Annotated in this window: 27 protein-coding genes and 1 other RNA gene; 7 read left to right on the top strand and 21 right to left on the bottom strand. The window is 56.7% G+C overall.

Features of this window, described 5'->3' with window-relative positions; all coding sequences use genetic code 11:
- Positions 1-4: 4 nt before the first annotated feature.
- The 9 genes from mraY to rsmI all read right to left on the bottom strand — a co-directional run bounded on the left by mraY (position 5) and on the right by rsmI (position 9,060).
- Positions 5-1,087: a phospho-N-acetylmuramoyl-pentapeptide-transferase gene (mraY, locus tag V6F78_RS16510; protein ID WP_047273782.1), complete on the bottom strand. Its 1,083-nt coding sequence runs from the start codon at positions 1,085-1,087 to the stop codon at positions 5-7.
- The gene (locus V6F78_RS16505) at positions 1,087-2,454 is read right to left on the bottom strand and encodes a UDP-N-acetylmuramoyl-tripeptide--D-alanyl-D-alanine ligase (protein ID WP_273416918.1); all 1,368 of its coding nucleotides are present in this window, start codon (positions 2,452-2,454) and stop codon (positions 1,087-1,089) included. Before V6F78_RS16505 ends, mraY begins: the two co-directional genes overlap by 1 nt.
- Positions 2,447-3,910 (bottom strand): UDP-N-acetylmuramoyl-L-alanyl-D-glutamate--2,6-diaminopimelate ligase, encoded by a 1,464-nt coding sequence (locus V6F78_RS16500; RefSeq protein WP_094990601.1) that lies wholly within the window; start codon positions 3,908-3,910, stop codon positions 2,447-2,449. The genes V6F78_RS16505 and V6F78_RS16500 overlap by 8 nt, the downstream gene beginning before the upstream one ends.
- Positions 3,910-5,652 carry a peptidoglycan D,D-transpeptidase FtsI family protein gene (locus V6F78_RS16495; RefSeq protein ID WP_048374480.1) on the bottom strand — a complete coding sequence of 581 codons (1,743 nt, stop codon included), beginning with the start codon at positions 5,650-5,652 and terminating at the stop codon, positions 3,910-3,912. The genes V6F78_RS16500 and V6F78_RS16495 overlap by 1 nt, the downstream gene beginning before the upstream one ends.
- Positions 5,649-5,942, bottom strand: coding sequence for a cell division protein FtsL (gene ftsL, locus V6F78_RS16490; RefSeq protein ID WP_019823808.1), 294 nt, complete (start codon positions 5,940-5,942; stop codon positions 5,649-5,651). The genes V6F78_RS16495 and ftsL overlap by 4 nt, the downstream gene beginning before the upstream one ends.
- On the bottom strand, positions 5,939-6,886 hold the full coding sequence (gene rsmH, locus V6F78_RS16485) for a 16S rRNA (cytosine(1402)-N(4))-methyltransferase RsmH (RefSeq protein ID WP_047278903.1): 948 nt from the start codon (positions 6,884-6,886) through the stop codon (positions 5,939-5,941). Before rsmH ends, ftsL begins: the two co-directional genes overlap by 4 nt.
- The gene (gene mraZ, locus V6F78_RS16480; RefSeq protein WP_047273774.1) at positions 6,883-7,338 is read right to left on the bottom strand and encodes a division/cell wall cluster transcriptional repressor MraZ; all 456 of its coding nucleotides are present in this window, start codon (positions 7,336-7,338) and stop codon (positions 6,883-6,885) included. The genes rsmH and mraZ overlap by 4 nt, the downstream gene beginning before the upstream one ends.
- Before the next feature lie 355 nt (positions 7,339-7,693).
- An RNA gene (gene rnpB / locus V6F78_RS16475) (RNase P RNA component class A) lies at positions 7,694-8,047 on the bottom strand.
- 140 nt (positions 8,048-8,187) lie between these two features.
- Positions 8,188-9,060 (bottom strand): 16S rRNA (cytidine(1402)-2'-O)-methyltransferase, encoded by an 873-nt coding sequence (gene rsmI / locus V6F78_RS16470; RefSeq protein WP_047273773.1) that lies wholly within the window; start codon positions 9,058-9,060, stop codon positions 8,188-8,190.
- 218 nt (positions 9,061-9,278) lie between these two features.
- Between rsmI and V6F78_RS16465 the strand changes: the two genes are divergently transcribed.
- From V6F78_RS16465 to V6F78_RS16450, 4 genes are all read left to right on the top strand, one after another.
- Complete coding sequence (locus V6F78_RS16465) at positions 9,279-11,051, top strand: penicillin-binding protein activator (protein WP_332727848.1); 1,773 nt, start codon at positions 9,279-9,281, stop codon at positions 11,049-11,051.
- Positions 11,051-11,413, top strand: a complete 363-nt coding sequence (locus V6F78_RS16460; RefSeq protein ID WP_047273771.1) for a YraN family protein — start codon at positions 11,051-11,053, stop codon at positions 11,411-11,413. The genes V6F78_RS16465 and V6F78_RS16460 overlap by 1 nt, the downstream gene beginning before the upstream one ends.
- A 138-nt stretch (positions 11,414-11,551) precedes the next feature.
- The gene (locus V6F78_RS16455; RefSeq protein ID WP_047273770.1) at positions 11,552-12,145 is read left to right on the top strand and encodes a phosphoheptose isomerase; all 594 of its coding nucleotides are present in this window, start codon (positions 11,552-11,554) and stop codon (positions 12,143-12,145) included.
- A complete protein-coding gene (locus V6F78_RS16450; protein WP_047273769.1) occupies positions 12,142-12,723 on the top strand; it encodes a BON domain-containing protein in 582 nt (193 codons plus the stop codon). The genes V6F78_RS16455 and V6F78_RS16450 overlap by 4 nt, the downstream gene beginning before the upstream one ends.
- Before the next feature lie 120 nt (positions 12,724-12,843).
- Here the strand turns inward: V6F78_RS16450 and V6F78_RS16445 are convergent, their stop codons facing one another.
- The 7 genes from V6F78_RS16445 to rplM form a co-directional block, all read right to left on the bottom strand.
- Positions 12,844-13,257 carry a ClpXP protease specificity-enhancing factor gene (locus tag V6F78_RS16445; RefSeq protein ID WP_047273768.1) on the bottom strand — a complete coding sequence of 138 codons (414 nt, stop codon included), beginning with the start codon at positions 13,255-13,257 and terminating at the stop codon, positions 12,844-12,846.
- Between the two features lie 17 nt (positions 13,258-13,274).
- Positions 13,275-13,892: a glutathione S-transferase N-terminal domain-containing protein gene (locus tag V6F78_RS16440; RefSeq protein WP_016779514.1), complete on the bottom strand. Its 618-nt coding sequence runs from the start codon at positions 13,890-13,892 to the stop codon at positions 13,275-13,277.
- A gap of 184 nt (positions 13,893-14,076) precedes the next feature.
- On the bottom strand, positions 14,077-14,856 hold the full coding sequence (locus V6F78_RS16435) for a cytochrome c1 (protein ID WP_047273767.1): 780 nt from the start codon (positions 14,854-14,856) through the stop codon (positions 14,077-14,079).
- A complete protein-coding gene (locus V6F78_RS16430) occupies positions 14,856-16,067 on the bottom strand; it encodes a cytochrome b (protein WP_047273766.1) in 1,212 nt (403 codons plus the stop codon). The genes V6F78_RS16435 and V6F78_RS16430 overlap by 1 nt, the downstream gene beginning before the upstream one ends.
- Positions 16,067-16,666: a ubiquinol-cytochrome c reductase iron-sulfur subunit gene (petA, locus tag V6F78_RS16425; RefSeq protein WP_169838898.1), complete on the bottom strand. Its 600-nt coding sequence runs from the start codon at positions 16,664-16,666 to the stop codon at positions 16,067-16,069. Before petA ends, V6F78_RS16430 begins: the two co-directional genes overlap by 1 nt.
- Before the next feature lie 253 nt (positions 16,667-16,919).
- On the bottom strand, positions 16,920-17,312 hold the full coding sequence (gene rpsI / locus V6F78_RS16420; RefSeq protein WP_047273763.1) for a 30S ribosomal protein S9: 393 nt from the start codon (positions 17,310-17,312) through the stop codon (positions 16,920-16,922).
- A 14-nt stretch (positions 17,313-17,326) separates the two neighbouring features.
- Complete coding sequence (gene rplM, locus V6F78_RS16415; RefSeq protein ID WP_047273761.1) at positions 17,327-17,755, bottom strand: 50S ribosomal protein L13; 429 nt, start codon at positions 17,753-17,755, stop codon at positions 17,327-17,329.
- Between the two features lie 246 nt (positions 17,756-18,001).
- Between rplM and V6F78_RS16410 the strand changes: the two genes are divergently transcribed.
- Both V6F78_RS16410 and V6F78_RS16405 read left to right on the top strand, forming a co-directional pair.
- Entirely contained in the window at positions 18,002-19,042 is a 1,041-nt protein-coding gene (locus V6F78_RS16410) for an NADP(H)-dependent aldo-keto reductase (RefSeq protein WP_047273759.1), read from the top strand.
- 286 nt (positions 19,043-19,328) lie between these two features.
- The gene (locus tag V6F78_RS16405) at positions 19,329-20,249 is read left to right on the top strand and encodes a GlxA family transcriptional regulator (protein WP_169836400.1); all 921 of its coding nucleotides are present in this window, start codon (positions 19,329-19,331) and stop codon (positions 20,247-20,249) included.
- A gap of 69 nt (positions 20,250-20,318) precedes the next feature.
- Here the strand turns inward: V6F78_RS16405 and zapE are convergent, their stop codons facing one another.
- From zapE to V6F78_RS16390, 3 genes are all read right to left on the bottom strand, one after another.
- Positions 20,319-21,413, bottom strand: a complete 1,095-nt coding sequence (zapE, locus tag V6F78_RS16400; protein WP_047273757.1) for a cell division protein ZapE — start codon at positions 21,411-21,413, stop codon at positions 20,319-20,321.
- A gap of 91 nt (positions 21,414-21,504) precedes the next feature.
- Positions 21,505-22,860, bottom strand: a complete 1,356-nt coding sequence (locus V6F78_RS16395; protein ID WP_047278916.1) for a tryptophan--tRNA ligase — start codon at positions 22,858-22,860, stop codon at positions 21,505-21,507.
- Between the two features lie 24 nt (positions 22,861-22,884).
- A complete protein-coding gene (locus V6F78_RS16390; RefSeq protein WP_048374468.1) occupies positions 22,885-23,520 on the bottom strand; it encodes an alpha/beta hydrolase in 636 nt (211 codons plus the stop codon).
- A gap of 139 nt (positions 23,521-23,659) precedes the next feature.
- Here V6F78_RS16390 and V6F78_RS16385 point away from each other — a divergent pair, with 139 nt between their 5' ends.
- Positions 23,660-24,094: a YhcB family protein gene (locus V6F78_RS16385; RefSeq protein ID WP_047273751.1), complete on the top strand. Its 435-nt coding sequence runs from the start codon at positions 23,660-23,662 to the stop codon at positions 24,092-24,094.
- A gap of 149 nt (positions 24,095-24,243) precedes the next feature.
- On the opposite strand, the gene V6F78_RS16380 is transcribed toward V6F78_RS16385, so the two are convergent.
- Positions 24,244-24,960 (bottom strand): OmpA family protein, encoded by a 717-nt coding sequence (locus tag V6F78_RS16380; protein ID WP_047292152.1) that lies wholly within the window; start codon positions 24,958-24,960, stop codon positions 24,244-24,246.
- A 100-nt stretch (positions 24,961-25,060) separates the two neighbouring features.
- Positions 25,061-25,702 carry an MBL fold metallo-hydrolase gene (locus V6F78_RS16375; RefSeq protein ID WP_169840006.1) on the bottom strand — a complete coding sequence of 214 codons (642 nt, stop codon included), beginning with the start codon at positions 25,700-25,702 and terminating at the stop codon, positions 25,061-25,063.
- Positions 25,703-25,716 lie beyond the last annotated feature (14 nt).

Here is a 25,716-nt window from a genome sequence, read left to right as displayed (position 1 = left end):
GGTTCTACCTCAGCTTCAATGTGGCAAGGCCGATCAACACAAGAATCACGGTGATGATCCAGAAACGGACGATCACACGCGGCTCTGGCCAGCCCTTGAGTTCAAAGTGGTGGTGAATGGGCGCCATACGGAACACACGCTTGCCGGTCAGCTTGAAAGACGCGACCTGGATCACCACGGAAAGGGTCTCCATCACGAACACGCCCCCCATGATGAACAGCACGATTTCCTGACGCACGATGACCGCGATGGTGCCCAACGCGGCGCCCAGCGCCAGCGCGCCGACGTCGCCCATGAAGACTTGGGCCGGGTATGTGTTGAACCACAGAAACCCAAGACCGGCGCCGATCAACGCACCGCAGAAGACGATCAATTCGCCGGCACCCGGCACGTAAGGGATCAGCAGGTAGTCGGCAAACTTCACGTTGCCCGACAGGTAGCAGAAGATGCCCAGCGCCCCACCCACCATCACCGTCGGCATGATTGCCAGGCCATCGAGGCCGTCAGTCAGGTTGACTGCGTTGCTTGAGCCCACAATCACGAAGTAGGTCAGCACCACGAAGCCAATGCCCAACGGAATGCTGGCATCTTTGAGGATCGGCAGGATCAGGGTGGTTTCGACCGCGCTCGGTGCTGTCATGTACAGGAAGATCGCGGCGCCCAGGCCGAACACCGATTGCCAGAAATACTTCCAGCGGCTCGGAAGGCCGCGGGAGTTTTTCTCGATCACTTTGCGGTAGTCATCGACCCAGCCGATGGCACCGAACAGCAGGGTGACCAGCATCACCACCCACACATAACGGTTGCTCAGGTCTGCCCACAGCAGGGTGCTGATGGTGATGGCGGACAGAATCAATGCGCCGCCCATGGTGGGGGTGCCGGATTTTGACAAGTGCGATTGCGGACCGTCGTTACGCACAGATTGGCCGATTTGACGGTTTTGCAGGGTGCGGATCATCCACGGCCCGAGGCACAGTGACAAAGACAGCGCGGTCAGTACCCCGAGAATTCCCCGCAGGGACAAGTACTGGAAGACCGCGAAGCCCTTGTAGAACTGTTGCAGATACTCCGCTAGCAGCAGCAGCATTAATGTTTCTCCCCGCTGGAACCGCACAGCGCCGCAACGACGTTTTCCATCGCAGCGCTACGCGAGCCCTTGATCAAAATAGTGGTGTTTGTTTCGTGCTCAGCGCGAAGCGCCTTGATCAGGTCAGCCTGATTGGCGAAGTGACGAGCCTGGTGTCCAAATGCAGCGACGGCATGAGCCATCATCGGCCCCACCGCATAGAGCGCTGAAACCTTGTCGGCGGCATAAGCGCCTACTTCACGATGTCCTTGCTCCGCCCACTCACCCAGCTCGCCAATATCTCCGAGCACCAGGACGGTGCGGCCGGAAAAGGCGGCGAGTATATCAACGGCAGCGCACATTGAGGTGGGGTTTGCGTTGTAAGTGTCATCAATAATTCGTAGCCCGGACGGGGTCAGTTGAGCCACAGCCCGCCCCTTGACCGGTTGCACCGCGTTCAAGCCAGAAACGATGCCAAACAGCGAGACGCCCAGCGCATGAGCCGCCGCCGCTGCGGCCAGGGCATTGGCCACGTTATGACTGCCCAATAGGTTGAGCTGAAGGTGTTCCACGCCCGCCGGGCTGTGCAACATGAACCCCGGGCAACCCCGTGCATCACGGGTCAATTGGCTGGCATGAAAATCCGCTTGAACATTGCTCAGAGCGAACGTCAGGACCTTGCGCTCACCGGCCCGGGCCTTCCAGATACCAAATGCCTTGTCATCCAGATTGAGCACAGCAACGCCATCAGCCGCCAGCCCTTCGATGATTTCACCTTTGGCTTCGACGATTTTTTCCGGGCCGCCAAATTCACCGACATGCGCAGTGCCTGCGTTGTTCAGCACCGCCACGTGCGGGCGCGTGAGACCGACGGTGTACGCGATTTCACCCAGACGCGACGCGCCCAATTCAATCACGGCGGCTGTATGCTCGGGCGCCAGCTCCATGAGGGTCAATGGCACACCGAGGTCGTTATTCAAATTACCTTTGGTTGCCAACACGGGTCCGCGCGTGCGCAGGATGCATGCGAGCATTTCCTTGACCGTGGTTTTGCCGCTGGAACCTGTAATCGCAGCCACCGGCTTGTCATAGCCAGCACGATTCAGCGCACCCAGTTGGCCCAACGCAACGCGGGTGTCTTTGACGATCAATTGGGGCAAGGCCGACTCAGGCACTTCCCGCTCGACCAGCGCGGCAACAGCGCCCTTGGCCGCCACTTCGTTCAAGTAGTCATGCCCGTCAAAACGCGGGCCTGTCAGGGCAATGAACAATTGCCCCTTGGTAATCGCACGGCTGTCGATGCTGACACCCTTAAAGGTTGCATCCGCGTTAAGCAGATGCCCCGCGAGGGATGTGCTGACTTCGCTCAACAACAAAGGCTTAAGCATGGTCGGCCTCCCAGGCGAGCAAGGCACTTTCGGCTTCGACCAGATCGGAGAAAGCATGGCGTTCGCCGTTGATTTCCTGATAGTCCTCGTGCCCTTTACCCGCCAGGACGATTACGTCATCTGCATTGGCGCGGGCAATGATCTGCGCAATGGCTTTGCCACGCCCGGCAACGAAGGTGACGTTGGAGTCGTCGGCAAAACCGGTGCGGATATCAGCGAAAATCTGCGCAGGGTCTTCAGTGCGTGGGTTGTCGTCGGTGACCAGTACGGTGTCAGCCAAACGCTCCACCACCTCAGCCATCAGCGGGCGCTTACCGCGATCGCGATCACCGCCGCAGCCAAACAGGCACTGCAATTGGCCTTTGGCATGAGGACGCAGGGCCAGCAGAACTTTTTCCAGCGCGTCAGGGGTATGCGCGTAATCAACCACGACCAACGGCTTGGAACCGCCGCCCAAACGCTGCATGCGACCGACCGGACCTTCCAGCTTTGGCAGCACGTTTAAAATTTCATCCAGCGGGTAATCCAGCCCCATCAAGGCACCAATGGCGGCCAATACGTTGCTCAGGTTAAAACGACCGAGCAACGCACTGCGCAGCAGGTGCTCACCTTGAGCCGTTCTCACCGTGGCACGCACACCGTCATCGTCAAACGTTGCGTCGAAACAATACAAAGAGGCACTGCTGTCTTCGAGGCTATAGCTGATCAGGCGGGAGTCGTGCTGTTCAGCGGCAAGCTCGCGACCAAACGCATCATCCAGATTCAGTACCCGGCAGCGCAGGGTAGACCATGCAAACAGCCGGGCCTTGGCCTGCGCATACGCCTGCATCGTGCCGTGGTAGTCCAGATGATCGCGCGACAGGTTAGTGAGGACTGCCACATCAAATGCCAATGCACTGACCCGCCCCTGATCCAGACCATGGGAGGAGACTTCCATTGCCACCGCTTTCGCACCGGCTTTTTTCAGGTCCGCCAGCATGGCCTGTACGGCAATCGGATCGGGCGTGGTGTGGCGTCCGCTCTGCAGCGCGCCATAAAAGCCGGTGCCTAACGTGCCGACGATGCCGCAGTGCTGGCCTAACAAATCAAGCGCTTGCGCCACCAGTTGTGTAACGCTGGTTTTACCATTGGTGCCAGTGACACCCACCAGATTGAGGTGATGGCTCGGCTCGCCATAAAAGCGCCCGGCGATGTCCGACAACTGCGCAGCAAGGCCTTTGACCGGAATTAAAGGCACGGAGGTGATGGGCAGTACGGAAGCGCCATCCACTTCATAAGCAACAGCGGCCGCGCCTCGGGTCAAGGCATCAGCGATGTGTTCGCGACCATCGAGCTTGCCGCCCGGCACGGCAAGGAACAGGTCGCCCGCACGCACGTTACGGCTATCAAGGGTCAACTCGCGGATCAACAAATCGTGACCGGCGTGAGGAAAAATTTTGTTCAGGCTCAAGGACATTAGCCGCGCCCTCCTTTGGCTGCCGCAGCGGCCGCCGCTGCTTGTTGCTCTGCCGCAGTCGGCAGGTTATCGGGCGTGACGTTCATCAGGCGCAGGGTGCCGGACATAACCTTGCTGAATACCGGCGCCGATACCAGACCACCGAAGTAACCGGCTTTGCTCGGCTCGTCGATCACCACCACGATGGCGTAACGCGGGTCGTTCATTGGGCCGAAGCCTGCAAACAACGAGCGATAGGAGTTCACGGCGTAGCCTTTGACGCCGCCAGACGAAGTCTTGCGCGCCGTCCCTGATTTGCCGCCCACATGGTAAGCCGGCACTTTGGCACGCCACACACCACGGGGGTTTTCGATCACTTCCTGCAGCATGCCCTGCACTGTTTTTGCAACTTGTTCGGGCATCACTTGGGTGGACTGAACCGGTTTGTCGGTTTTAAGCAGTGTCAGGGGCGCCAGTTTGCCGTTGTTGGCCAGTGCCGAGAACGCATGCACCAGCTGAATCGCTGTCACCGACACACCGTAGCCATAAGACAGCGTGGCGGTTTCGGCTTTGCGCCATTCGCGGTAGTTCGGCAGGTTGCCTACACGCTCGCCGGGAAAGCCGAGCCCGGTGTCTTGCCCCAGGCCCATTTTCGCCATCTGACGGAAAATCGCCTCACCGCCGATATCGAACGCGACTTTACTCATGCCCACGTTACTGGAGTTGATCAGGATGCCCGTCAGGTCGAGAATCGGCCCTTCGGTACGCGATACGTCACGAATGGTGTATTTGCCGAGCTGCAACGTACCGGGATAAACCTCAACCTTGTCGGTCGGTTTCCAGCGACCGGTTTCCAACGCAGCACTCATGGAAATCGGCTTCACCGTCGAACCCGGCTCGAACACGTCGATCATGGCGCGGTTACGCATCATTGCCGGTTGCAGGTTGCGACGATTGTTCGGGTTGTACGTAGGCTGATTGACCATGGCCAGAATCTCGCCGGTTTTTACGTCCATGATCACAAGGCTGCCTGCCTTGGCACCGTTTTCGACCAGCGCGTTGCGCAGCTCCCGGTTAGCCAGGTATTGGAGGCGCAGGTCAATCGACAACGCCAAGGTCTTCCCTGCCTTGGCGTTTTTGGTCACTTGCACGTCTTTGATCAGTCGCCCGCGTCGGTCCTTGATGACCTGACGCTTGCCCGCCACGCCCGCCAGCCACTCGTCGTAAGCCAGTTCAACGCCTTCCCGGCCTTTATCGTCGATATCTGTAAAGCCGACCATGTGGGCTGTCACTTCACCCGCCGGGTAGAAGCGACGGAACTCTTCAATGCCATAAACACCTGGCACCTTCAGGTCGAGAACGGCCTGGCCCTGCTCCGGGGTCAAGCCGCGCACCAGGTAGATAAATTCTTTGTTGGCTTGCTGCTCAAGACGCGCCGTCAGGACCTTTGGATCCTGGCCCAGCGCTTGGGCCAGAGCCGGCCAGCGATCTTTGGCAACCTGCATTTCCTTGGCGTTGGCCCACAAGGTGGTTACAGGTGTACTGACCGCCAACGGCTCGCCATTGCGGTCGGTAATCAGGCCACGGTGAGCAGGAATCGGAATATGGCGAACGCTGCGCGCGTCGCCCTGACCTTTAAGGAAGTCATGGTCGATCACTTGCAGGTAGATGATCTGGCAAGCGATCGCGCCTACCAGCAGTGCCAGCAAAGCCAGCACCAAGCGAAAACGCCACGGGAAGAGTGCGCCTTCGAGTTTGATCATGGCGCCACCATCCGAACTTCTGCTGCGCCAGGAATGCGCATCTTCAGCTGTTCGCTGGCCAGGGTTTCAATACGGCTGTGGGCCGTCCACGTACTTTGCTCAAGGATCAGGCGGCCCCATTCGGCCTGTGCTTTATCACGCACACTCAATTCGCCGTACAGGGTGTTGAGCAGTTGCCGGTTCCAGTGCGCGCTGTATGAAACGCCGACAGCCGAAACCAGCACGCCAATAAACAACAGCAGCATGAAGAAGCTTCCGCCGGGAAGTGGCTTGGCAAAGAGCTTGTTCAACGAAGCTTCTCCGCAACGCGCATGACAGCACTGCGTGAGCGCGGGTTGGCTTTTAGCTCTGCATCGGAGGCCGTCAGGGCCTTGCCATGAATTTTGATTTTAGGAACAAAAGCAACGTGCTGAATGGGCAGGTCGCGAGGCAGGTTGTCTGACTCGCCCTTAACCAGCTTGCGCATGAACTGCTTGACGATGCGGTCTTCCAGGGAGTGGAAACTGATGACGACCAGACGGCCGCCGATTTCCAGCGATTCCAAAGCGGCCTCAAGGCCCGCTTCCAGATCACCCAGTTCGTTATTGACGTGAATGCGCAAGCCCTGGAACGTGCGGGTTGCCGGGTTCTTGCCCTTTTCCCACGCAGGGTTAGCCACTTTCAGGACTTCAGCAAGATCAGCCGTGCGCTCGAACGGCTTGCTTTCACGCCGATCGACCACTGCACCCGCCATACGCCAGGCGTGACGCTCTTCGCCATATTCTTTGAAAACGCGGGCTATTTCTTCACGGGTCGCCGTGTTCACGAATTCGGCAGCGCTTACACCTTGCGAAGGGTCCATACGCATATCCAGCGGACCGTCGTTCATGAAGCTGAAACCACGCTGCGGGTCATCGAGTTGAGGCGAGGACACACCCAAATCCAGCAAAACGCCGCTGACTTTGCCAGCCAGCCCACGCTCAGCCACCTCAGCGCCCATCTCGGCAAAGCTGCGCTGCACAATGACAAAGCGGCCGTCTTCGGCCGCCAGCGCTTGCCCTGTGGCAATCGCTTGTGGATCTTTATCAAACCCGAGCAGGCGTCCCTGCGGACCCAGCTTCTGGAGTATCAAACGGCTATGTCCGCCGCGACCGAAGGTGCCATCCAGATAGCATCCATCAGGACGTACGGCGAGAGCCTCTACGGCTTCGTCGAGCAGTACGGTGATGTGGTTGAAGCCGCTATCTATAGTCACAGAATTAAATCACGCAGTTCGTCAGGCATCGCGCCCGGTTGTTGAATAGCTGCAAGGTCAGCGGCAGAAACAGCTTCCCAGGCATCCTCGTCCCACAGTTGAAACTTGTTCAGCTGGCCCACCAACATCGCGCGTTTTTCCAACTTGGCATATTCACGCAAGCGCGGCGGCACCAGAAAACGACCACTGCCATCGAGCTCAAGGTCGACGGCATTACCAATCAGCAAGCGTTGCAGCCGGCGGTTCTCTTCACGCAACGAAGGCAATGCCCGCAGCTTGGTTTCTATCAATTCCCACTCATCGAGCGGGTACACACATAAGCAGGGATCTACCGCATCAATCGTCACAATCAGCTGCCCGGAGCTACGCGAAATCAACTCGTCACGGTACCGGCTCGGCATTGCGAGACGGCCCTTTGCATCGAGACTGATTGCATTGGCTCCACGAAACACGGCTGCGTTTCTCCAAATATTAGCGTTTTACGTCTAGAAAACCCACTTTATGCCACTTTTCGCCACTTGCGCACACTATAGGAATGCGCCCACCACACCGTCAAGGCGCGACCCGAAGGAAAACCCTTACAGAACTGAGATTTAGGTGGGTAAATAGACGTACAGCAGCAAGGCGAAGGAATATTTGACGAGCGATAGCCAATGAACTCAAAGCTCTGGACTTCAAACTTAAAGTAGTTTGTTAAGACTAAGAACTTTTTGTCATTACTTCGTGAAATTTTCGTGTGTTTGAAGCGAGGGGGTTAGAGCGGGTCTTGAATATTGCCAACTGCTCGCAGTGCAAGCAGAAAAAAAGGTGGAGAGTCGATCTGTAAGCCGGGTTCTGTCGTGAACAGTCATTCGTCTACGATGGCCATCACTGGACATCTTTAGCAACCTACCCGGTTCCAGCGCGGGCCACGCCTTGGAACCCTATTTGGTCTTGCTCCAAGTGGGGTTTACCTAGCCACGAACTGTTGCCAGACGTGCGGTGCGCTCTTACCGCACCTTTTCACCCTTACCGGCGCCGAAGCGCTTAGGCGGTTATTTTCTGTGGCACTTTCCGTAGGCTCACGCCTCCCAGGCATTACCTGGCACTTCGCCCTATGGAGCCCGGACTTTCCTCCCCCCCCTAATTTTCATAGAAGGCAGCGACTGTCCAATCGACTCTCCGCCGCGAAGATTAACGGCACAAAGCGTATAGGACAAGCTTTAAAAGCCGTAAAAGGCGCACAACCGCCGATCAGAAAACGGCGCGCGCGCCGGCAGAACATCAAAAACACGCTATGGCCGACCGAACACACCGGGCTTTCAATTCACTTTTTGCTTCTCAAGTGCCACTTGATAGAGCACGTTCTTGCGCTCACCGGTAATTTCAGCGGCCAACGCTGCCGCACGTTTGAGGGGCATTTCCTTGAGCAAGAGATCAAGAATACGCATGGCTTCGCTGCTGATTGCCTCTTCGCTTTCAGGGGCGGTCCAACCAGCCACCAACACGACACACTCTCCGCGCTGCTGATTGCTGTCACTTTCGACGAACTCACGCAGCTCAGCCAATGGCAAACCCTTGAGCGTCTCGAAGGTCTTGGTCAGTTCACGGGCCAATAACGCCGGACGATCCGGACCAAACACCAGTTCCATATCTTGCAGACACTCAAGAATGCGATGTGGCGCTTCATAAAAAATCAAGGTCCGTGGTTCTTCTTTAAGCCGTTCAAGTCGCGTCCGACGGCCAACCGCCTTGGCAGGCAGGAAGCCTTCGAAGATGAAGCGATCAGAAGGCAGCCCGGCAGCCGATAAAGCCGCAATCAGGGCGCAGGCTCCTGGCACGGGGACGACAGGAATGCCTGCAGCACGCGCCTGGCGAACGAGGTGATAGCCCGGATCAGAAATCAACGGCGTTCCGGCATCCGAGATCAGCGCGACGTCTTCGCCTGCCAGCAACCGCTGAATAAAGCGACTGCCTTCATCGCGCTCGTTGTGTTCGTGACACGCACCCAGCGGCGTCGAAATACCGAAATGCTGCATCAGACGTAGCGAATGGCGCGTGTCTTCCGCTGCAATAAGCGAGACATCACGCAATACTTTGAGCGCCCGCGCACTGATATCGTCCAGGTTACCGATGGGCGTGGCCACCACATAAAGTGAGCCAACAACGGAATTCACAACACCTGGAGCAGTCAAAACGCACACCTCAAAAGAGTTAAAGGCGCCATTGTAGCGCGTAGAGCCGTGCTCGCAGCACCTTTGAGGCATGACAGAAAAGACATATACGGAAAAGATTGTCCGCCACAGACGCCTGAAGTCATCTAAATTTAAGCTTTATGGTCTGTAACATCGCACCCCGGCCAGCGCTTGGGTACACTTCGCCCCCTTATTTGATCGAGTATCAGGAACACTACATGATCGCTTGCCTGCGGCTGTTCACTGCCCTCTGCCTCGCTGCCCTGTTGGCGGCTTGTGCCAGCTCGCCCTCCTCTAGCCTTGGCGAACTTCCACGCACGCCTGATGCCAGCCTTGAGCAGTTGCTCCAGCAGGCAGCGCAGAGCCAGAACCCGGAACAGGCTGCGCTGCTGAGACTGTCTGCTGCCGACCTGGCTTATAAACAGCATAACTTTGATCGAGCCCAGCAGATCCTTGCACAGGTTACGCTGGAGCAACTCAAACCTGCCCAGCAAGTATTTGCCAGCACGCTGTCTGCCGAGCTGGCCATGAGCCGCAAACAAACCAAAGAAGCGCTGGTCGCCCTGAGCCATCCAAGCGTCGCGCGACTCAATGAAATGCCTGCCGATTTGCAGGTACGCAGCCACACCGTCCACGCTCGCGCACTGGAAGCGGACGGCCAGACACTGGCAGCAGCTCGCGAACGCGCGCCAATGAGCCAACTGCTGACCGGTGATGCCGCCAACAGCAACAACGATGCAATTTGGTCACTGGTGGCAGCACTGCCCGCCGATCAGTTGCAACCCCAAAGCAACGACGTGCTGGGCGGCTGGATGTCACTTGCCCTCGCCGTTAAAAGCGCAGGCACACTGGCAGACCAGCAAAACGCAATCGATCAATGGCGCGCTCAAAACCCGGCGCACCCTGCAGCCATCCAACTTCCGACCCCGCTGGTCAAGCTCAAAGAACTGGCCAACCAACCCTTGAGCAAAATCGCCCTGCTGTTGCCTCAGGAAGGGCAACTGGCTTCGGTAAGCAAGGCATTGCGCGACGGTTTCGTGGCAGCCCACTACCAGGCCCAGCAAGCCGGTCAGAACCCGCCCGAGATTCTGTTCTATGACAGCTCGCGCATTGGCTCACTCGACAGTTTCTACAGCAAAGCCCAGGCTGACGGCGTTCAACTGGTCGTCGGCCCGCTGGAGAAGCCACTGGTCAAACAACTGAGTGCGCGTTCACAACTTCCTATTACCACCCTCGCACTCAATTACAGCGAGGCGTCGCAAACACCACCGCAACTCTTCCAATTCGGCCTGGCCGCTGAAGATGAGGCCCGTGAGGTTGCACGTCGCGCCCGAGCAGACGGCCTGACACGCGCAGGCGCCATGGTGCCGCAAGGTGAGTGGGGCAACCGCGTACTCAAAGCTTTCCGTCAAGAATGGGAAGCCAATGGCGGCACCATCGTTGGAGTCGAGCACATCGACAAGCCTGTCGCACTGGCCCAGCAAGTGGCTGACCTGGTGCAACTGCGCAAAAGCGGCAACTCAAGCGATCCTTCCCGCCGTCAGGACATGGAATTCATTTTCCTGGCCGCGACCCCGCAACAGGCACAGCAGATCAAACCTACGCTCAACTACCAATATGCAGGTGACCTGCCTGTGTACGCCACGTCTCACGTCTTCAGCGCCAGTGGCGATCAGAACCAATACAACGACATGAATGGCATCCGCTTTTGCGAAACACCTTGGCTGCTAAACCCGTCCAACCCTTTGCGTCAGCAAGTAGCTGCCCAATGGCCACAAGCAGGCGGCAGCCTGGGACGTCTGTATGCAATGGGCGTTGACGCCTATCGCCTGACACCCAGCCTGGGTCAGTTGAAAGCACTACCAGACAGCCGCATTGACGGCCTGTCAGGCAGTCTGAGCATGAGCCAGAGCCAACGGATCGAACGCCAGCTGCCTTGGGCTGAATTCGTCAATGGCCAGGTTCAAAATCTGCCAGACACTCAACACTGATGCCCCAGCGCTCACGCCAACAAACAGGCAAAGATGCCGAGCGCCTGGCGCAACGGCATCTTGAGCAGCACGGATTACGCTTGCTGGCACACAATTGGCTATGCAAGCGCGGGGAGCTGGATCTGGTCATGCTCGACGGCGATACAGTAGTATTCGTCGAAGTTCGTTACCGGCAACATGCGCAGTGGGGCGGAGCCTTGGCCAGCATCGATGCGCGCAAGCGACAAAAGTTGATTCTGGCCGCTCAAACCTTTTTGCAGCAAGAATCCCGGTGGGCCAATAACCCTTGCAGGTTTGACGTTATTGCCATCGACAGCTCGACACCCGACATGAACTGGCTACGCAACGCCTTCGACAGCTGAAGGGCTGGCGGGCCGATTCAAAAACCCTTTATTCAACGATTTTGCTTTGCTTGGCAGGCTGTACATTTTTTGTACCGGGAAGTCACTCAGGAATACCTGGATCACGCCCGAACTGCCGCCCTACTTAAGGTCACATAGATGGACATGCAATCCCGGATTCGCCTGCTTTTTCAGGCCAGTATCGATACCAAGCAGCAGGCAATGGAAGTGCTTGCACCGCACATCGAACAAGCCAGCCAGGTGATGGTTAATGCCCTGCTAAACGAAGGCAAAATGCTGTCATGCGGCAATGGTGGTTCGGCGGGCGATGCTCAGCACTTCTCATCCGAACTGCTTAACCGTTTCGAGCGCGAACGTCCGAGCCTGCCCGCCATCGCATTGACGACTGACAGCTCGACCCTCACCTCAATCGCCAATGACTACAGCTTCAACGAGATTTTCTCCAAGCAGATACGCGCCTTGGGCCAACCGGGTGACGTACTGCTGGCAATCTCCACAAGCGGCAACTCGGCCAACATCATTCAGGCCATTCAGGCCGCGCACGACCGTGAAATGACGGTCGTGGCCCTGACCGGTCGTGATGGCGGCGGCATGGCCTCGCTGTTGCTGCCCGAAGACGTTGAGATCCGCGTGCCCTCTCTGGTCACCGCACGCATCCAAGAAGTCCACCTGCTGGCGATCCACTGCTTGTGCGATCTGATCGACAGCCAACTGTTCGGGAGTGAAGAATGACTTTTAATCGCCTTGGCTTAGTAGCCCTGACCTTATGCCTGGGTTTGACTGCCGGCTGCAGCTCGGTGCTGACGGCGACCCGCGACAAACCTATTGAAGATGATCGCGGCACGCGCACCTTCGGCAGCAAGATCGACGATTCATTGATCGAAACCAAAGTGGCGGTGAATATCGCGAAAGCCAATCCTGACCTGGATAATGGCTCACACATCGTTGTCACCAGCTACAACGGCATCGTTCTGCTGGCCGGGCAAACACCGCGCGCCGATCTCAAGGCACAAGCCGAACAGGCAGCCGCCGCTGTTCAGCGCGTTAAAAAGGTCAACAACGAACTGCAGGTCATGGCCCCCTCTTCGATCCTGGCCCGCAATAACGACGCCTGGCTAACGACCAAGATCAAATCGCAAATGCTGACTGATGGCGCGATCCCGGGCTCCAGAATCAAAGTCGTCACCGAAAATGGCATTGTTTACCTGCTGGGCCTGGTAACCAAACAGGAAGCCACCCGCGCGACAAACCTGGTTCAAGGCGTATCCGGCGTGCAAAAAATCGTCAAACTGTTTGAATACATCGACTGAACCAACCCGAACGCTGGTGCCGAGCCACAAAGCAGATGACGGATCGGCACACGTTCGACAGACAAGACCCTGAAAAACAACACGCACAAAAAAGGCGACCTCGTAAGGTCGCCTTTTTTATTACTTCACCACTTTCAGACTTGGCCGACCGCTAGGACGCGGAGGCTCGCTGCCCGGAGGCGGCAAATCATCATCCGGTTCGATCTCATCATCAGCCTCAAGAGCTTCTTCCAGATCAAACACCATGCCTTGGCCATTCTCACGGGCGTAGATCCCCAGAATGGCTGAAATTGGCACGTACAGCGTGTGAGGCACCCCCCCGAACCGCGCTTCGAAACTGACTGCTTCGTTATCCATGTGCAGATTACGCACAGCGGCAGGCGCAACGTTCAACACGATTTGCCCTTCACTGGCAAAACCCTGAGGCACTTGCACCTTCGGGTATTCGGAATTTACCAACATGTGCGGCGTGCAGTCGTTATCAACAATCCACTCATAGAGCGCACGCACCAGATAAGGTCGACTTGAATTCATCAAGGGCTCCTAAAGCCTTAGCGCATGTCGCGTTCGACACCAGACAAGCTTGCCTGGAAAGCCTCACGCGCAAACTGGCGCTCCATATAATCAAGCAGCGGCTTGGCAGGCCGCGGCAGTTCAATACCCAAAACAGGCAAACGCCAGAGTATCGGCAATAGACAGCAGTCGACCAGACTTTGCTCGTCACTGAGGAAAAAAGGTTTGTCAGCAAATAACGCCGACACACCCGTCAAGCTCTCGCGCAGCTCTTTACGTGCCTGTACACGCGCAGGCTCTTTGGTGCGCGAATCCAGAATCAGGTCCACCAAGGCGCACCAGTCACGCTGGATACGATGGATCAGCAGACGGCTGTTGGCACGTGCGACCGGATAGACCGGCAGCAAAGGCGGATGCGGATAACGCTCATCCAGGTATTCCATCACTACAGTCGATTCCCACAACGCAAGGTCACGATCGACCAGCGTTGGCAAACTGCCGTATGGGTTCACTTCGATCAGTTTTGGCGGTTGACGACCCGCCTCCACACTAATGATCTCGGCGCTGACACCTTTCTCGGCGAGCACAATGCGCACTCGATGGGAATAGTGGTCGGCGGGGTCGGAGTAACAGGCCAACCGATTGGTCACGCCCATGGCGGTCCTCCTCGCTTGTTGAAATGATCAGAAGCAGAAAAACGAAAGCGCCCGAGGTGCGTCTCCAGTAACTGCATGATGATGGCACACACGATCAAACGACCTTGCGTACCACAACCAGCCCAGCTACCTGTTCAGAGACACCCTCGGGCGCACACGTTAAACAGCAATGCGTGTAACGATATCAGTGCACGTCTTTCCAGTACTCACGCTTGAGCAAATAAGCGAATACAAAGAAGAACGCCAGATAGAGCAGAACGTACGTGCCGATGCGCTGATGCTCCAGCTTCACCGGGTTGGCCGAATAGGCCAGGAAGGTCACGAGGTTCTTGATCTTCTCGTCGAACTGCTCTTCAGTCAGCGTGCCGGTTTTTGGCAGTACTGTCAGCTGGTCGCACGCTTCGTGTGTCAAAGGCGTGCCGGTGAGCGGATCATACTGCTTCTTGCCGTCTTCGACGATCTGAACTTGCTTGCAGCCAATCACCTGACGCCCTTGAAGCGGCGCCAGAACGTTTGGCATGCCCACGTTCGGGAAGACCTTGTTGTTCACACCCCAAGGGCGCGACGGGTCCTCATAGAACGAGCGCAAGTAGCTGTAGAGCCAGTCAGTACCACGTACACGCGCCACCAGGGTTAGATCGGGCGGTGCCGCGCCGAACCACGCTTTGGCATCTTCAGGCTTCATGCCGATGTCCATGTGATCACCGATCTTGGCACCGGTCATCACCAGGTTTTCGAGCATGACGTCGTGAGGAATGCCCAGGTCGTCAGCAACCCGCTCATAGCGCTGGAACTTGGCACTGTGACAGCCCATGCAGTAGTTGGCGAACGTACGTGCGCCGTCCTGCATGGCAGCCTTGTCAGACACATCAATGTCGACTTTGTCGAGCTGAACACCTTGCTCCGCAGCGAAAGACAGTGCAGGCATAACAGCAAGCATCAATACAGCAAATAGCTTTTTCATCAGCCAGTCACCCTTTCCGGAACCGGTTTGGTCTTCTCAAGCCTGGTGTAGAACGGCATCAAAATGAAGTAGGCGAAGTACAGGAAGGTACACACCTGCGACAGCAACGTGCGGCCCGGGGTCGGCGCCAATACGCCCAACACACCCAGAATCACGAAGGAGATGCAGAATACCCACAGCCAAATTTTGCTCATCCAGCCTTTGTAGCGCATGGATTTGACAGGGCTACGGTCCAGCCATGGCAACACGAACAGCACCGCGATCGCTGCACCCATGGCAATAACGCCCATGAGCTTGTCAGGGATAGCACGCAAAATCGCGTAGAACGGAGTGAAGTACCAGACAGGCGCGATATGTTCCGGTGTTTTAAAGGCGTTCGCTTGTTCGAAGTTCGGCTTTTCGAGGAAATAACCACCCATTTCCGGGAAGAAGAACACGATCGAGCAGAAGACAAACAGGAACACCACTACGCCGACAATGTCCTTAACCGTGTAGTACGGATGGAAAGGAATGCCGTCCAGCGGGATACCGTTTTCATCTTTGTGCTTCTTGATATCCACGCCATCCGGGTTGTTTGACCCGACTTCGTGCAAGGCAAGAATGTGCAGCACTACCAGCCCCAGAATCACGATAGGCAGAGCCACGACGTGCAAGGCAAAGAAACGGTTCAGGGTAATACCGGAGATCAGGTAGTCACCACGAATCCACTGAGTCAGGTCGTTGCCGATGACCGGAATTGCACCAAACAGCGAGATGATCACCTGGGCGCCCCAGTAGGACATTTGTCCCCAAGGCAGCAAGTAACCCATGAAGGCTTCAGCCATCAGGGCCAGATAGATCATCATGCCGAACAGCCAGACCAGCTCACGCGGCTTCTGGTACGAACCGTAGAGCAGGCCACGGAACATGTGCAGATACACCACGATAAAGAACGCAGATGCACCCGTAGAGTGCAGCAGGCGCAAGATCGAGCCGTATTCAACGTCACGCATGATGTATTCGACAGAAGCAAATGCTTCTTCTGCCGACGGCGTGTAGCTCATGGTCAACCACACACCGGTTACGATCTGGTTAACCAGAACCAGTAACGCGAGCGAGCCGAAAAAGTAGAAGAAGTTGAAGTTCTTCGGTGCGTAATACTTGCTGAGATGGTCTTCCCACATCTTTGTGGCCGGGAAGCGTGCATCTACCCAATCCATGAACTTGCTCATTACGCGTTCTCCCCTTCGAGACCAACAACAATGATGTTGTCACTGCCCTCTACGTAGTAGTAAGGCGGCACTGGCAGGTTCAGTGGAGCAGGCTGTGCCTTGTAGACGCGACCGGCCAGGTCGTAGTGCGAACCATGGCAAGGACAGAAATAACCACCCACCCAATCTTTGCCCAGGTCGGCAGGTGCGACTTCAGGACGGAACGTCGGCGAGCAACCCAAGTGCGTACAAATACCGATCAACACCAGAATTTCCGGCTTGATGGAACGGTATTCATTTGTTGAGCTTTCGGGTTGGTCAGATTGTTTGGATTCCGGGTCAGCAAGCTGGCCGTCAATCTTTTTGAGATTCGCCAGAATCTCGTCAGTGCGGCGGACAATGAATACCGGCTGACCACGCCACTCAGCAATCATCTGCTGACCTGGCTCAACCTTAGCAATATTGACCTTCACCGGTGCGCCAGCGGCTTTCGCCTTGGCACTGGGGAACCACGACCCCACAAACGGGACTGCCGCCCCCACCGCTCCTGCAGCACCCACCACGGATGTGGCTGCTACGAGGAAGCGACGCCGGCCGACATTTACGCCGTCATTGCTCATTCAGTCCTCTCCCATCAGCTTTGTGGCCTGTTAAATCAGGCATCTACTAAGTAAAAATCTGAACTTATAAAAATTTTGCAGAATGGTAATGAAAAGCCCCTACTCTGACAAGGTAATTACCGATCTCAGTCGGCTACAAGCCTTGTAGTATAGGCATTTGCTGGATGTGGCAAGTTGTCACACGCATAAATCATCACCCATAAAAAACGCCCAGCTCCGAAGGAGACTGGGCGCTTTTGAACGAAGCTGCGAATTAACGCTTCGAGTACTGCGGACGCTTACGCGCTTTACGCAGACCGACTTTCTTACGTTCAACTTCACGAGCATCGCGAGTTACGAAGCCTGCTTTGCGCAGAGCACCACGCAGAGTTTCGTCGTATTGCATCAGTGCGCGAGTGATACCGTGGCGGATTGCGCCAGCTTGACCACTTACACCACCGCCGATCACGGTAACGAAGATGTCGAATTTCTCAACAGTCTCAGTCAATTCCAGCGGCTGACGAACTACCATGCGGGCAGTTTCGCGACCGAAGAAATTATCCAGGGAGCGGTTGTTGATGGAGATGTTACCAGTACCCGGACGCAGGAAAACGCGTGCGGTTGCAGTCTTACGACGGCCAGTGCCGTAGTTTTGAGTCGCCGACATAATGAACTATTCCGTTAAAACTTCAGTTCTTGGGGCTGCTGAGCAGTATGAGGGTGAGCAGCGCCCGCATAGACTTTCAGCTTACGGTACATGTCGCGACCCAGCGGGTTTTTAGGCAGCATGCCTTTAACCGCGGTCTCGATCACGCGCTCAGGAGCTTTGGCGATCAGCTTTTCGAAGTTGATCGACTTAATCCCGCCCGGGAAACCGGAGTGAGAGTAGTACATTTTGTCAGAGGTTTTGGCACCAGTGACACGGATCTGCTCAGCATTGATAACAACGATGTAGTCACCGGTGTCAACGTGCGGAGTGTATTCCGGCTTGTGCTTGCCACGCAGACGGCTCGCGATCTCGGTGGCCAGACGACCCAGGGTCTGACCAGCAGCGTCGACGACAAACCAGTCGCGCTTTACTGTTTCTGGTTTAGCAGTAAAAGTTTTCATTCTTTATAGCCTCAGGGGCCGCCCTGTAAATTAGACGGCGGATCTTACTGAATAGTGCGTACTTTGACAAGTCAAAGGCAGCCGGGTACAGACGCTATCGGGGGCTCGGGTCAGCGCGTCCGTTCAACGGCAAGATTCTTCGGCAGGCGGCGCATCACTTCCACTGCAGAAAGAGGTCGGCAATTATCCAGATTGCGGAAAAAATTACAACCTGCTTTTATGATTCTTTCCCCCAAGGAGCACCCTATGGACTACCGCCAGCTAGGCCGAACCGACCTGAATGTCAGCGCAATTGCCCTCGGAACCATGACCTGGGGCGAGCAGAACACCCAGGATGAAGCCTTCGCGCAGATTGAGTACGCAAAAAACGCAGGGATCAATTTCATCGACACCGCCGAAATGTACCCGGTGCCACCCAAGGCCGAGACCTACGCCACCACCGAGCGTTACATAGGCAACTGGTTCAAGGCCCGCGGCGATCGTGCCGACTGGATACTGGCCAGTAAAATCGCCGGCCCCGGCAATGGTATCGACTACATCCGCGATGGCCAGCTCAAACACAACCGCACCCATATCGTCCAGGCGCTGGATGCGAGCCTCAAACGCTTGCAAACCGACTGGATCGACCTCTACCAGCTGCATTGGCCCGAGCGCAGCACCAATTTCTTTGGCCAACTGGGCTATACGCACCATGCTGACGAGCAGTTCACTCCGCTTGAAGACACCCTCGAAGCCCTCGACGAGCAAGTAAAAGCGGGCAAAATCCGACACATCGGCCTGTCCAACGAAACCCCGTGGGCCACGATGAAATTCCTGCAACTGGCCGAGAGCCGGGGCTGGCCGCGAGCCGTTTCAATCCAGAACCCCTACAACTTGCTCAATCGCAGCTTTGAAGTCGGCCTGGCTGAAATCGCCATTCGCGAACAGTGCGGCCTGCTCGCCTACTCCCCGCTGGCGTTCGGGATGCTCTCCGGCAAGTACAACGCAGGCGCCCGCCCTCCAAAGGGCCGCCTGAGCCTCTACAGCCGCTTCTCGCGCTATTCCAACCCGCAGGCCGTGGCTGCCAGCGAGCGCTATGTGGCGCTAGCTCGTCAACACGGCTTGGATCCGGCGCAAATGGCCCTGGCTTATGTGACGCAACAGCCGTTCGTCACCAGCAATATCATTGGCGCAACCACGATGGCGCAACTTGAGAGCAACATCGACAGCATCAAAATAAAACTCTCGGACGAAGTACTGGCAGGTATCGAGGCCATTCACAAAGCGCAGCCAAACCCCGCGCCTTGACACCCTCCCCGTAGCGGCGGCTGGCGATGGCTTGCGCCGCTACCGGCCGCCGCTGCGTCGCTGGCCAGGTGACACGCGACTTGAACGGACGAAAGTCCACGTGGCGCAGGGCGGCTGCCATGAAACGGGAACAGCCCCTAGACACACAGGATAAAAAATAAGACGATCCAGCCGTAAGTTGACCAATTTCACCTATAAGAATAATCAAATCATGTCTACTCATCTCACCGCGCCCTTGCGGCGCGTCAGCATATTGGCCATCGATCGGGTTTTTGCCTCGACACTGATGCAAGCCAAGGATTTCTTTCACCTCGCCAGCCTGCGCCACGGCAAACAGCTTGGCCAAGGCCTCAACGCTACCTTCGAAACACGGCTCGTCAGCCCTGACGGCCTGCCTGTCAGCAGTTTCAGTAATGTGATGCTTCCAGTGGACGGCAGCCTCGAAGACACAGACATCATCATCCTCCCCGCCTTTTGGGACGATTTCGACACACTGTGTGAGCGCTATCCGCAAATTTTGCCCTGGTTACGCGCACAACACGCACGCGGCGCCGTGCTCTGCGCTGAAGCCACTGGCGTGTTCTGGCTGGCAGAAGCCGGCTTACTGGAGGGCAAGGAAGCGACAACCTACTGGCGATTTTTCAACAGCTTCGCCGAGCGCTTCCCGGGCGTTCATCTGAATCAAGACAAACACCTGACAGATGCTGACAATTTGTATTGCGCGGGAGGGCCGACCTCAGCCTGCGACCTTTACATTTACCTGATCGAACGCTTCTGTGGCGCCAATATTGCCCAGGCCGTCGCACGCGACATCCTGTATGAAGTGCAACGCAACTACGCCCCCGGCCGCATCGGGTTTGGCGGGCAGAAGCTGCATCAGGACGTGATCATTCTGCAAATCCAGCACTGGCTCGAAGAACACTTTGCCGACAAGTTCCGCTTCGAGGACGTGGCTCGCGAGCACGGCATGAGCATTCGTAATTTTATGCGGCGCTTCCAGCTGGCGACAGGCGACAAACCCTTGCATTACCTGCAACGCCTGCGCATAGAGACCGCCAAAGGGCTGCTTTCGGCCACCCGCAAAAGCATCAAGACCATCAGTTACGACGTGGGGTACGACGACGCCAGCTTCTTTGCGCGCTTGTTCCGGCAACACACCGAGCTGTCCCCCAACCAATACCGCCAGCAATTTCAACAAGCCGCGTAGCCGGCCGCAACGCACATCGCCAAACAAAAAAAGGCCTGCATCAGCAGGCCTTTCTCATGAAGTGCTCGACTAAGGCTTGTGGGCCCGCGTCAGGTATTCGTGGGATTGCATCTCCAGCAGACGACTCAGGGTGCGCTGGAATTCAAAATTCAGACGCCCACCCTTGTACAAGTCCTTGAGCTCGACTTCAGCGGAAATGATCAGCTTGACGTTGCGGTCGTAAAATTCGTCGACCATGTTGATGAAACGGCGCGCAATGTCATCCGTTTTCACGTCCATCTGCTCAACGCCGCTGAGGATCACCGCATTGAAGATCTTGCCCAGTTCAATGTAATCGTTCTGGCTACGAGGGCCATCACACAGCTCGCGGAACTCAAACCAGGCCACGTCATCGCACGTACGCAAGGCGCGAATGGTGCGGTTCTCGATGATCAAGTCATCGTTTTCCACAGCACGGGTCGAGTTATGTGTGAGCGCTTTAAAGCTCTCGCGCAGAGATTTTTCCGACGCTTCATTGAGCGGAAAGTGAAACAGCTCAGCTTGTTCCAGATGGCGCAGGCGGTAGTCCACACCACTGTCAACGTTGACGATCTCGGTGTTCTGCTTGATCAGTGCAATGGCAGGCAAGAAGCGCGCGCGCTGCAAACCGTCTTTGTACAAACCATCAGGCACGATGTTAGAAGTCGCAACCAGAGTGACACCGTTTTTGAACAGCTCTTCCATCAGCGTCCCGAGAATCATGGCGTCGGTAATGTCCGACACAAAGAACTCATCGAAACAAATCACCCGCGCCTCGTCGGCAAAACGCTTGGCAATGATGGTCAGCGGGTTTTTTTCGCCATTCAGGGTGCGCATTTCTTCATGCACACGCTTCATGAAGCGGTGGAAGTGCGTACGAACCTTCTGCTTAAACGGCAGGGCATCAAAGAACGTATCAACCAGATAAGTCTTGCCCCGCCCTACGCCACCCCAGAAGTACAGGCCTTTGACCGGCGTCTGGTCCTTTTTGCCGAACAGCTTGCCGAACAGGCCCGGCTTACTCTGCGAAGAGGCAACCAGATCGTCGTACAGACGCTGCAAATGGCGTACAGCGTTTTCCTGCGCGGCATCGTGGAAGAAGTCCGGGCGTTTCAGATCAGCTTGATATCGTTCTAGAGGCGTCATAATTCGTTAGCAAGGCAACAAAAACGGGCCGTCACTGTAGCGACGGCCCTGGGGAATGGCAATCGGACCTGAGGCGAATCGCCGCACTTTCTTAATCCTGTGCAGGCACCAGCGCCGCACGCAGGGTCTCGATGGCTGCATCACGGGCGACGCTGTCGGCGAATTCCGGGCTGTCCGCCACGCATTCTCCTGCCAGCCACACACTGAAACTCGAGTCTTGGGTGCGCACGTCCAGCGGCTCGCCGGATTGCAGTTGCTTGGTCACTTGCCCTGCCGCTTTACCATCGGCAAAGCGGCGCGACAGCAACAATTGCTCACCGTCGGTGGCCAGCAAGCGGAAGCGGAAGCTGCCGTCTTCGTCACGGAAGCTGACAAAGCGCGGGCCTTTGCTGGCTTTCTTCTTGGTCGCTGTCGTGGCCTGCGCCGCACTGACAAACGAACGCAGACCGACGGCTTCGCGTAACTGCGCCAGGAAAGGCGTTGCAATGGAGCGAGCCTTGCGGGCTCCGGCCAGCAGAATGTCTTCCATGTCGGATGGGCGCGACATCAATTCGTGATACCGCTCGCGAGCCTCGCCCAATTCGGCGTCCAACAGCTTGAACAGGCGCTCTTTGGCTTCACCCCAACCCAAGCCCTGCAACAGCTCGCTGCGGAACTCTGCCGTCTGCGCGGGCGTGGAGAACGCCTGATACAGCGTGAACAAATGCGAGTTGTCCGGATCCTTGGCTTCGCCGGGCGCACGGGAGTCGGTCACGATGCGCGAGATGGCGTTTTTCATGTCTTTGGCGCTGGTGAACAACGGGATCGTGTTGTCGTAGCTTTTTGACATCTTGCGCCCATCAAGACCGGGCAAGGTGGCAACGCTTTCTTCAATCAGCGCTTCAGGCATGGCGAAAAAATCGTTGCCGTTGCCAAACAGGTGATTGAAACGCTGGCCGATGTCACGGGCCATTTCAACGTGCTGGATCTGGTCGCGACCGACCGGCACCTTGTTGGCATTGAACATCAAAATATCGGCAGCCATCAGCACCGGATAGCTGTACAAGCCCATGCTGATACCGGCGTCCGGGTCTTCGCCGTTTTCCAGGTTTTTATCCACCGACGCCTTGTAAGCGTGGGCGCGGTTGAGCAGGCCTTTAGCCGCTACGCAGGTCAGCAGCCAGGTCAGCTCAGGAATCTCGGGGATGTCTGATTGACGGTAAAACGTCACGCGCTCGACATCCAGACCGGACGCCAGCCAGGTCGCCGCGATTTCCTGACGCGAGCGCTGGATGCGCTGCGGGTCATCGCATTTGATCAGCGCGTGATAGTCCGCCAGGAAGTAAAAGGAGTCGGCGTTGCTGTCACGGCTGGCCACGATGGCCGGGCGAATTGCACCGGCATAGTTGCCCAGGTGCGGCGTACCGGTGGTGGTAATACCGGTGAGGATTCGAGTACGAGTGGTCATAGGTAATCGCTTATCAGACTGCAATCAATTCGAAAGGCGTGGCAGCACCAACTCTTTGAGTTCAGGCAGCTTGCCGTGAAAAAAGTGTCCGCATTCTGCCACTTTCAGCAGCTCATGGGGGCGCGAGAGGTCTTCGGACCAGTCGTAAACCAGATGCGGATCGATCACTTCATCGGTTTGTGGCTGGATCACGGTCAATGCGCATTCGTGGGGCAACGCATCTTCGTCACGCAGACGCATCACCGCCGGTGCAATCATGAACACGTGTTTAAGGGCTTCGCCTTCGGCTTCAAGCCGGCCGCCCAAACTTGCAGCCACAAATCCGCCAAACGAAAAACCCAGCAACGTGATCGGCAGATCCGGGTGTTTGGCACGCAGCCAATGAGCCGCCGCCAACGCATCATCGACTTCGCCGGTGCCCATGTCATGGCGGCCTTGACTGGCGCCGGTGCCACGATAATTAAACCGCAAGGTAGTCAGGCCAGCATCGCGGGCCGTGCGCTGAAGGGTTGAAACCACTTTATTCATCATCGTCCCACCCTGTACCGGGTTGGGATGGCACAGCAGCGCAAGGCCTTTTGCTTCGGGCTGATCGAGGTATAACGCTTCCAGATGGCCCACCGGGCCATCAATCAAAAGGGGGGTTTCGCGGGTAAGCAAGAAGGAACTCCGTGACCTCAAATTGGGTCGACTCGTCTAGCTGATAGATTCTGTCTGACATATTTGCGAGTGCATCGCGGTATACAGCGCAGGTCCGAGCCGTTAACGTAAAGCAAAGCCGTTTATAGAGGAAGGACTCGTGGAACACTCGCTCTTGATTTGGTTGTTGCCGACTCTAGCCTTGGTTGCAGGTGTCGCCATTGGTTTTCTGGTCGCTCGTCTTCTGCCCAATGCCGCGCCTAACCGCACGCAGCGCCAGCTAGATGACATCCAGGAACGTTTTGACAGTTATCAGAATGAAGTGGTGACCCACTTCAACAGCACCGCCAATCTGGTGAAGAAACTCACTCAGAGCTATCAGGATGTGCAAGACCATCTCGCCGAGGGCGCCAACCGTTTGGCCCTCGACGAGCAGACTCGCCAACGCCTGCTGGCCGCACTGCATTCCGAAGCGCCTCAGCCGCACCGCGAGCGCCTTACCCCGCCGCACAGCTCAGAGCCGCCATTGGACTACGCGCCGAAAACCCCGAACGCCCCCGGCATGCTCGACGAGCATTACGGCCTGAAGAAGTAATTCATCCGGTAAAGCGTTCACCAAAAAGCCCCGCGATGAAGATCGCGGGGCTTTTTGTTGTGCATCGGGCTGTGACCGTTGAAGGTTTGCATGGCAAACCGTCTCACAAAACCTGCACGCTCTCCGTCAAAAACGGCTAAAAACGAGGCTTACGGGTATTGCTGAACCTGACCTTGTTGCTGGTAGTTCATGCCTGGAATCGGCGCCAGGGTGATCTGAACACGTCGGTTTTGAGCCCGGCCATCAGGGGTCGCATTGCTGGCAATCGGGTCCGCAGGACCTTTACCTATGACAGACAAATACTGGCCACTGACACCCTGAGACGTCAGATAAGTGGCAACGCTCTGCGCACGCTGCTGAGACAGCTGCATGTTGTAGTTGTAGTTACCGGTGCTGTCGGTGTAACCGACAATTTGAATCTGTTGCTGGTTATTGAGTTGCTTCAGCGAGTTGGCCAGGCTATTGAGCGGCTGGTAGAAGCTGGGCGAAATGTTCGCTGAGCTGGTCGCGAACGTAATATTGCCCGGCATGACCAAAGTGATGTTGTCACCCTGACGCTGAACTTCTACACCGGTGTTGGCCATACTGGCGCGCAGTGCAGCTTCTTGCTTGTCAGCGTAGTAGCCATAACCCGCGGCCCCCAGACCCGCAACGGCAGCGCCGATCAGTGCGCCCTTGCCACGGTTGTTGTGGTCAATGGCAGCCCCCGCCACTGCACCGGCCAACGCGCCCAGTCCGCCATACTTGGCCGTCTTGCTCATGCCCGTCGATGCCTGACCCTGATTGTCATACGGGTTGGGCGAGGCACAGCCGGCCAGCAAAGCAATGGCACTGGCGGCCACGATCAAACGACTCGAAATAAACATGGTGAAGCTCCTACTCAATACTTTCTGGGGGCAGAGGTCGTTGGCAATGGACCTCTGTGGGCGTTGGAACACAGCCAACGTTAAAAATTCCATCGGCTGATCAAGCACGTACAAACGGGTTTTCGCGCATCTCATCGCCCAGACGGGTGTCAGGGCCGTGACCCGTAATCACGGTGGCATCTTCATCCAGCGTATACAGACGCTGCTTGATGGAACGTACGATAGTTGCCTGATCGCCACCCCACAAATCCGTACGGCCAACACCACGACGGAACAGCGTGTCCCCGGCAATCAACAGTTTTGCATCAGCAAACCAGAAGCTCATGGAGCCCGGCGTATGCCCCGGCGTGTGAATCGCCACGCCACACCCGCACGCCAGTTCTTCATCGTCGTCAAGCCAGCGATCCGGTGACGGCACCGGTGTATAGGGGACGCGAAACAACGTGCACTGCATTTCAAGGTTGTCCCACAGGAACTGATCCTCTTTGTGCAGATGCAACGTCGCCCCGGTTTTCTCCTTGAGCTGACCCGATGCCAGGAAATGGTCCAGGTGCGCATGGGTGTGGATGATGCTCACTACCTTCAAACCATGCTTCTCCAGGCGCGCCAGAATCAATTCATGATCGCCACCCGGGTCGACCACAATGGCCTTTTTCGTCACCGGATCGCCGATGATCGTGCAGTTGCACTGCAAAGGGCCGACGGGGAATGTTTCACGGATCAGCGCAGGCAGGTTATTCATGGTTCGGGGTTCCA

The sequence above is a fragment of the Pseudomonas sp. ESBL9 genome (genome assembly GCF_036668715.1).
GTDB classification, from domain to species: Bacteria; Pseudomonadota; Gammaproteobacteria; order Pseudomonadales; family Pseudomonadaceae; genus Aquipseudomonas; species Aquipseudomonas lundensis.
This window is presented reverse-complemented; position numbering and strand designations above follow the sequence as displayed.

What these genes read in the sequence shown, in the direction of transcription:
- mraY (WP_047273782.1), bottom strand. Translation starts at nt 1,087, where the DNA reads ATGCTGCTGCTGCTAGCGGAGTATCTGCAACAGTTCTACAAGGGCTTC.
- V6F78_RS16505 (WP_273416918.1), bottom strand. Translation starts at nt 2,454, where the DNA reads ATGCTTAAGCCTTTGTTGTTGAGCGAAGTCAGCACATCCCTCGCGGGG.
- V6F78_RS16500 (WP_094990601.1), bottom strand. Translation starts at nt 3,910, where the DNA reads ATGTCCTTGAGCCTGAACAAAATTTTTCCTCACGCCGGTCACGATTTG.
- V6F78_RS16495 (WP_048374480.1), bottom strand. Translation starts at nt 5,652, where the DNA reads ATGATCAAACTCGAAGGCGCACTCTTCCCGTGGCGTTTTCGCTTGGTG.
- V6F78_RS16465 (WP_332727848.1), top strand. Translation starts at nt 9,279, where the DNA reads ATGATCGCTTGCCTGCGGCTGTTCACTGCCCTCTGCCTCGCTGCCCTG.
- V6F78_RS16460 (WP_047273771.1), top strand. Translation starts at nt 11,051, where the DNA reads ATGCCCCAGCGCTCACGCCAACAAACAGGCAAAGATGCCGAGCGCCTG.
- V6F78_RS16455 (WP_047273770.1), top strand. Translation starts at nt 11,552, where the DNA reads ATGGACATGCAATCCCGGATTCGCCTGCTTTTTCAGGCCAGTATCGAT.
- V6F78_RS16450 (WP_047273769.1), top strand. Translation starts at nt 12,142, where the DNA reads ATGACTTTTAATCGCCTTGGCTTAGTAGCCCTGACCTTATGCCTGGGT.
- V6F78_RS16445 (WP_047273768.1), bottom strand. Translation starts at nt 13,257, where the DNA reads ATGAATTCAAGTCGACCTTATCTGGTGCGTGCGCTCTATGAGTGGATT.
- V6F78_RS16440 (WP_016779514.1), bottom strand. Translation starts at nt 13,892, where the DNA reads ATGGGCGTGACCAATCGGTTGGCCTGTTACTCCGACCCCGCCGACCAC.
- V6F78_RS16435 (WP_047273767.1), bottom strand. Translation starts at nt 14,856, where the DNA reads ATGAAAAAGCTATTTGCTGTATTGATGCTTGCTGTTATGCCTGCACTG.
- V6F78_RS16430 (WP_047273766.1), bottom strand. Translation starts at nt 16,067, where the DNA reads ATGAGCAAGTTCATGGATTGGGTAGATGCACGCTTCCCGGCCACAAAG.
- petA (WP_169838898.1), bottom strand. Translation starts at nt 16,666, where the DNA reads ATGAGCAATGACGGCGTAAATGTCGGCCGGCGTCGCTTCCTCGTAGCA.
- rpsI (WP_047273763.1), bottom strand. Translation starts at nt 17,312, where the DNA reads ATGTCGGCGACTCAAAACTACGGCACTGGCCGTCGTAAGACTGCAACC.
- rplM (WP_047273761.1), bottom strand. Translation starts at nt 17,755, where the DNA reads ATGAAAACTTTTACTGCTAAACCAGAAACAGTAAAGCGCGACTGGTTT.
- V6F78_RS16410 (WP_047273759.1), top strand. Translation starts at nt 18,002, where the DNA reads ATGGACTACCGCCAGCTAGGCCGAACCGACCTGAATGTCAGCGCAATT.
- V6F78_RS16405 (WP_169836400.1), top strand. Translation starts at nt 19,329, where the DNA reads ATGCAAGCCAAGGATTTCTTTCACCTCGCCAGCCTGCGCCACGGCAAA.
- zapE (WP_047273757.1), bottom strand. Translation starts at nt 21,413, where the DNA reads ATGACGCCTCTAGAACGATATCAAGCTGATCTGAAACGCCCGGACTTC.
- V6F78_RS16395 (WP_047278916.1), bottom strand. Translation starts at nt 22,860, where the DNA reads ATGACCACTCGTACTCGAATCCTCACCGGTATTACCACCACCGGTACG.
- V6F78_RS16380 (WP_047292152.1), bottom strand. Translation starts at nt 24,960, where the DNA reads ATGTTTATTTCGAGTCGTTTGATCGTGGCCGCCAGTGCCATTGCTTTG.
- V6F78_RS16375 (WP_169840006.1), bottom strand. Translation starts at nt 25,702, where the DNA reads ATGAATAACCTGCCTGCGCTGATCCGTGAAACATTCCCCGTCGGCCCT.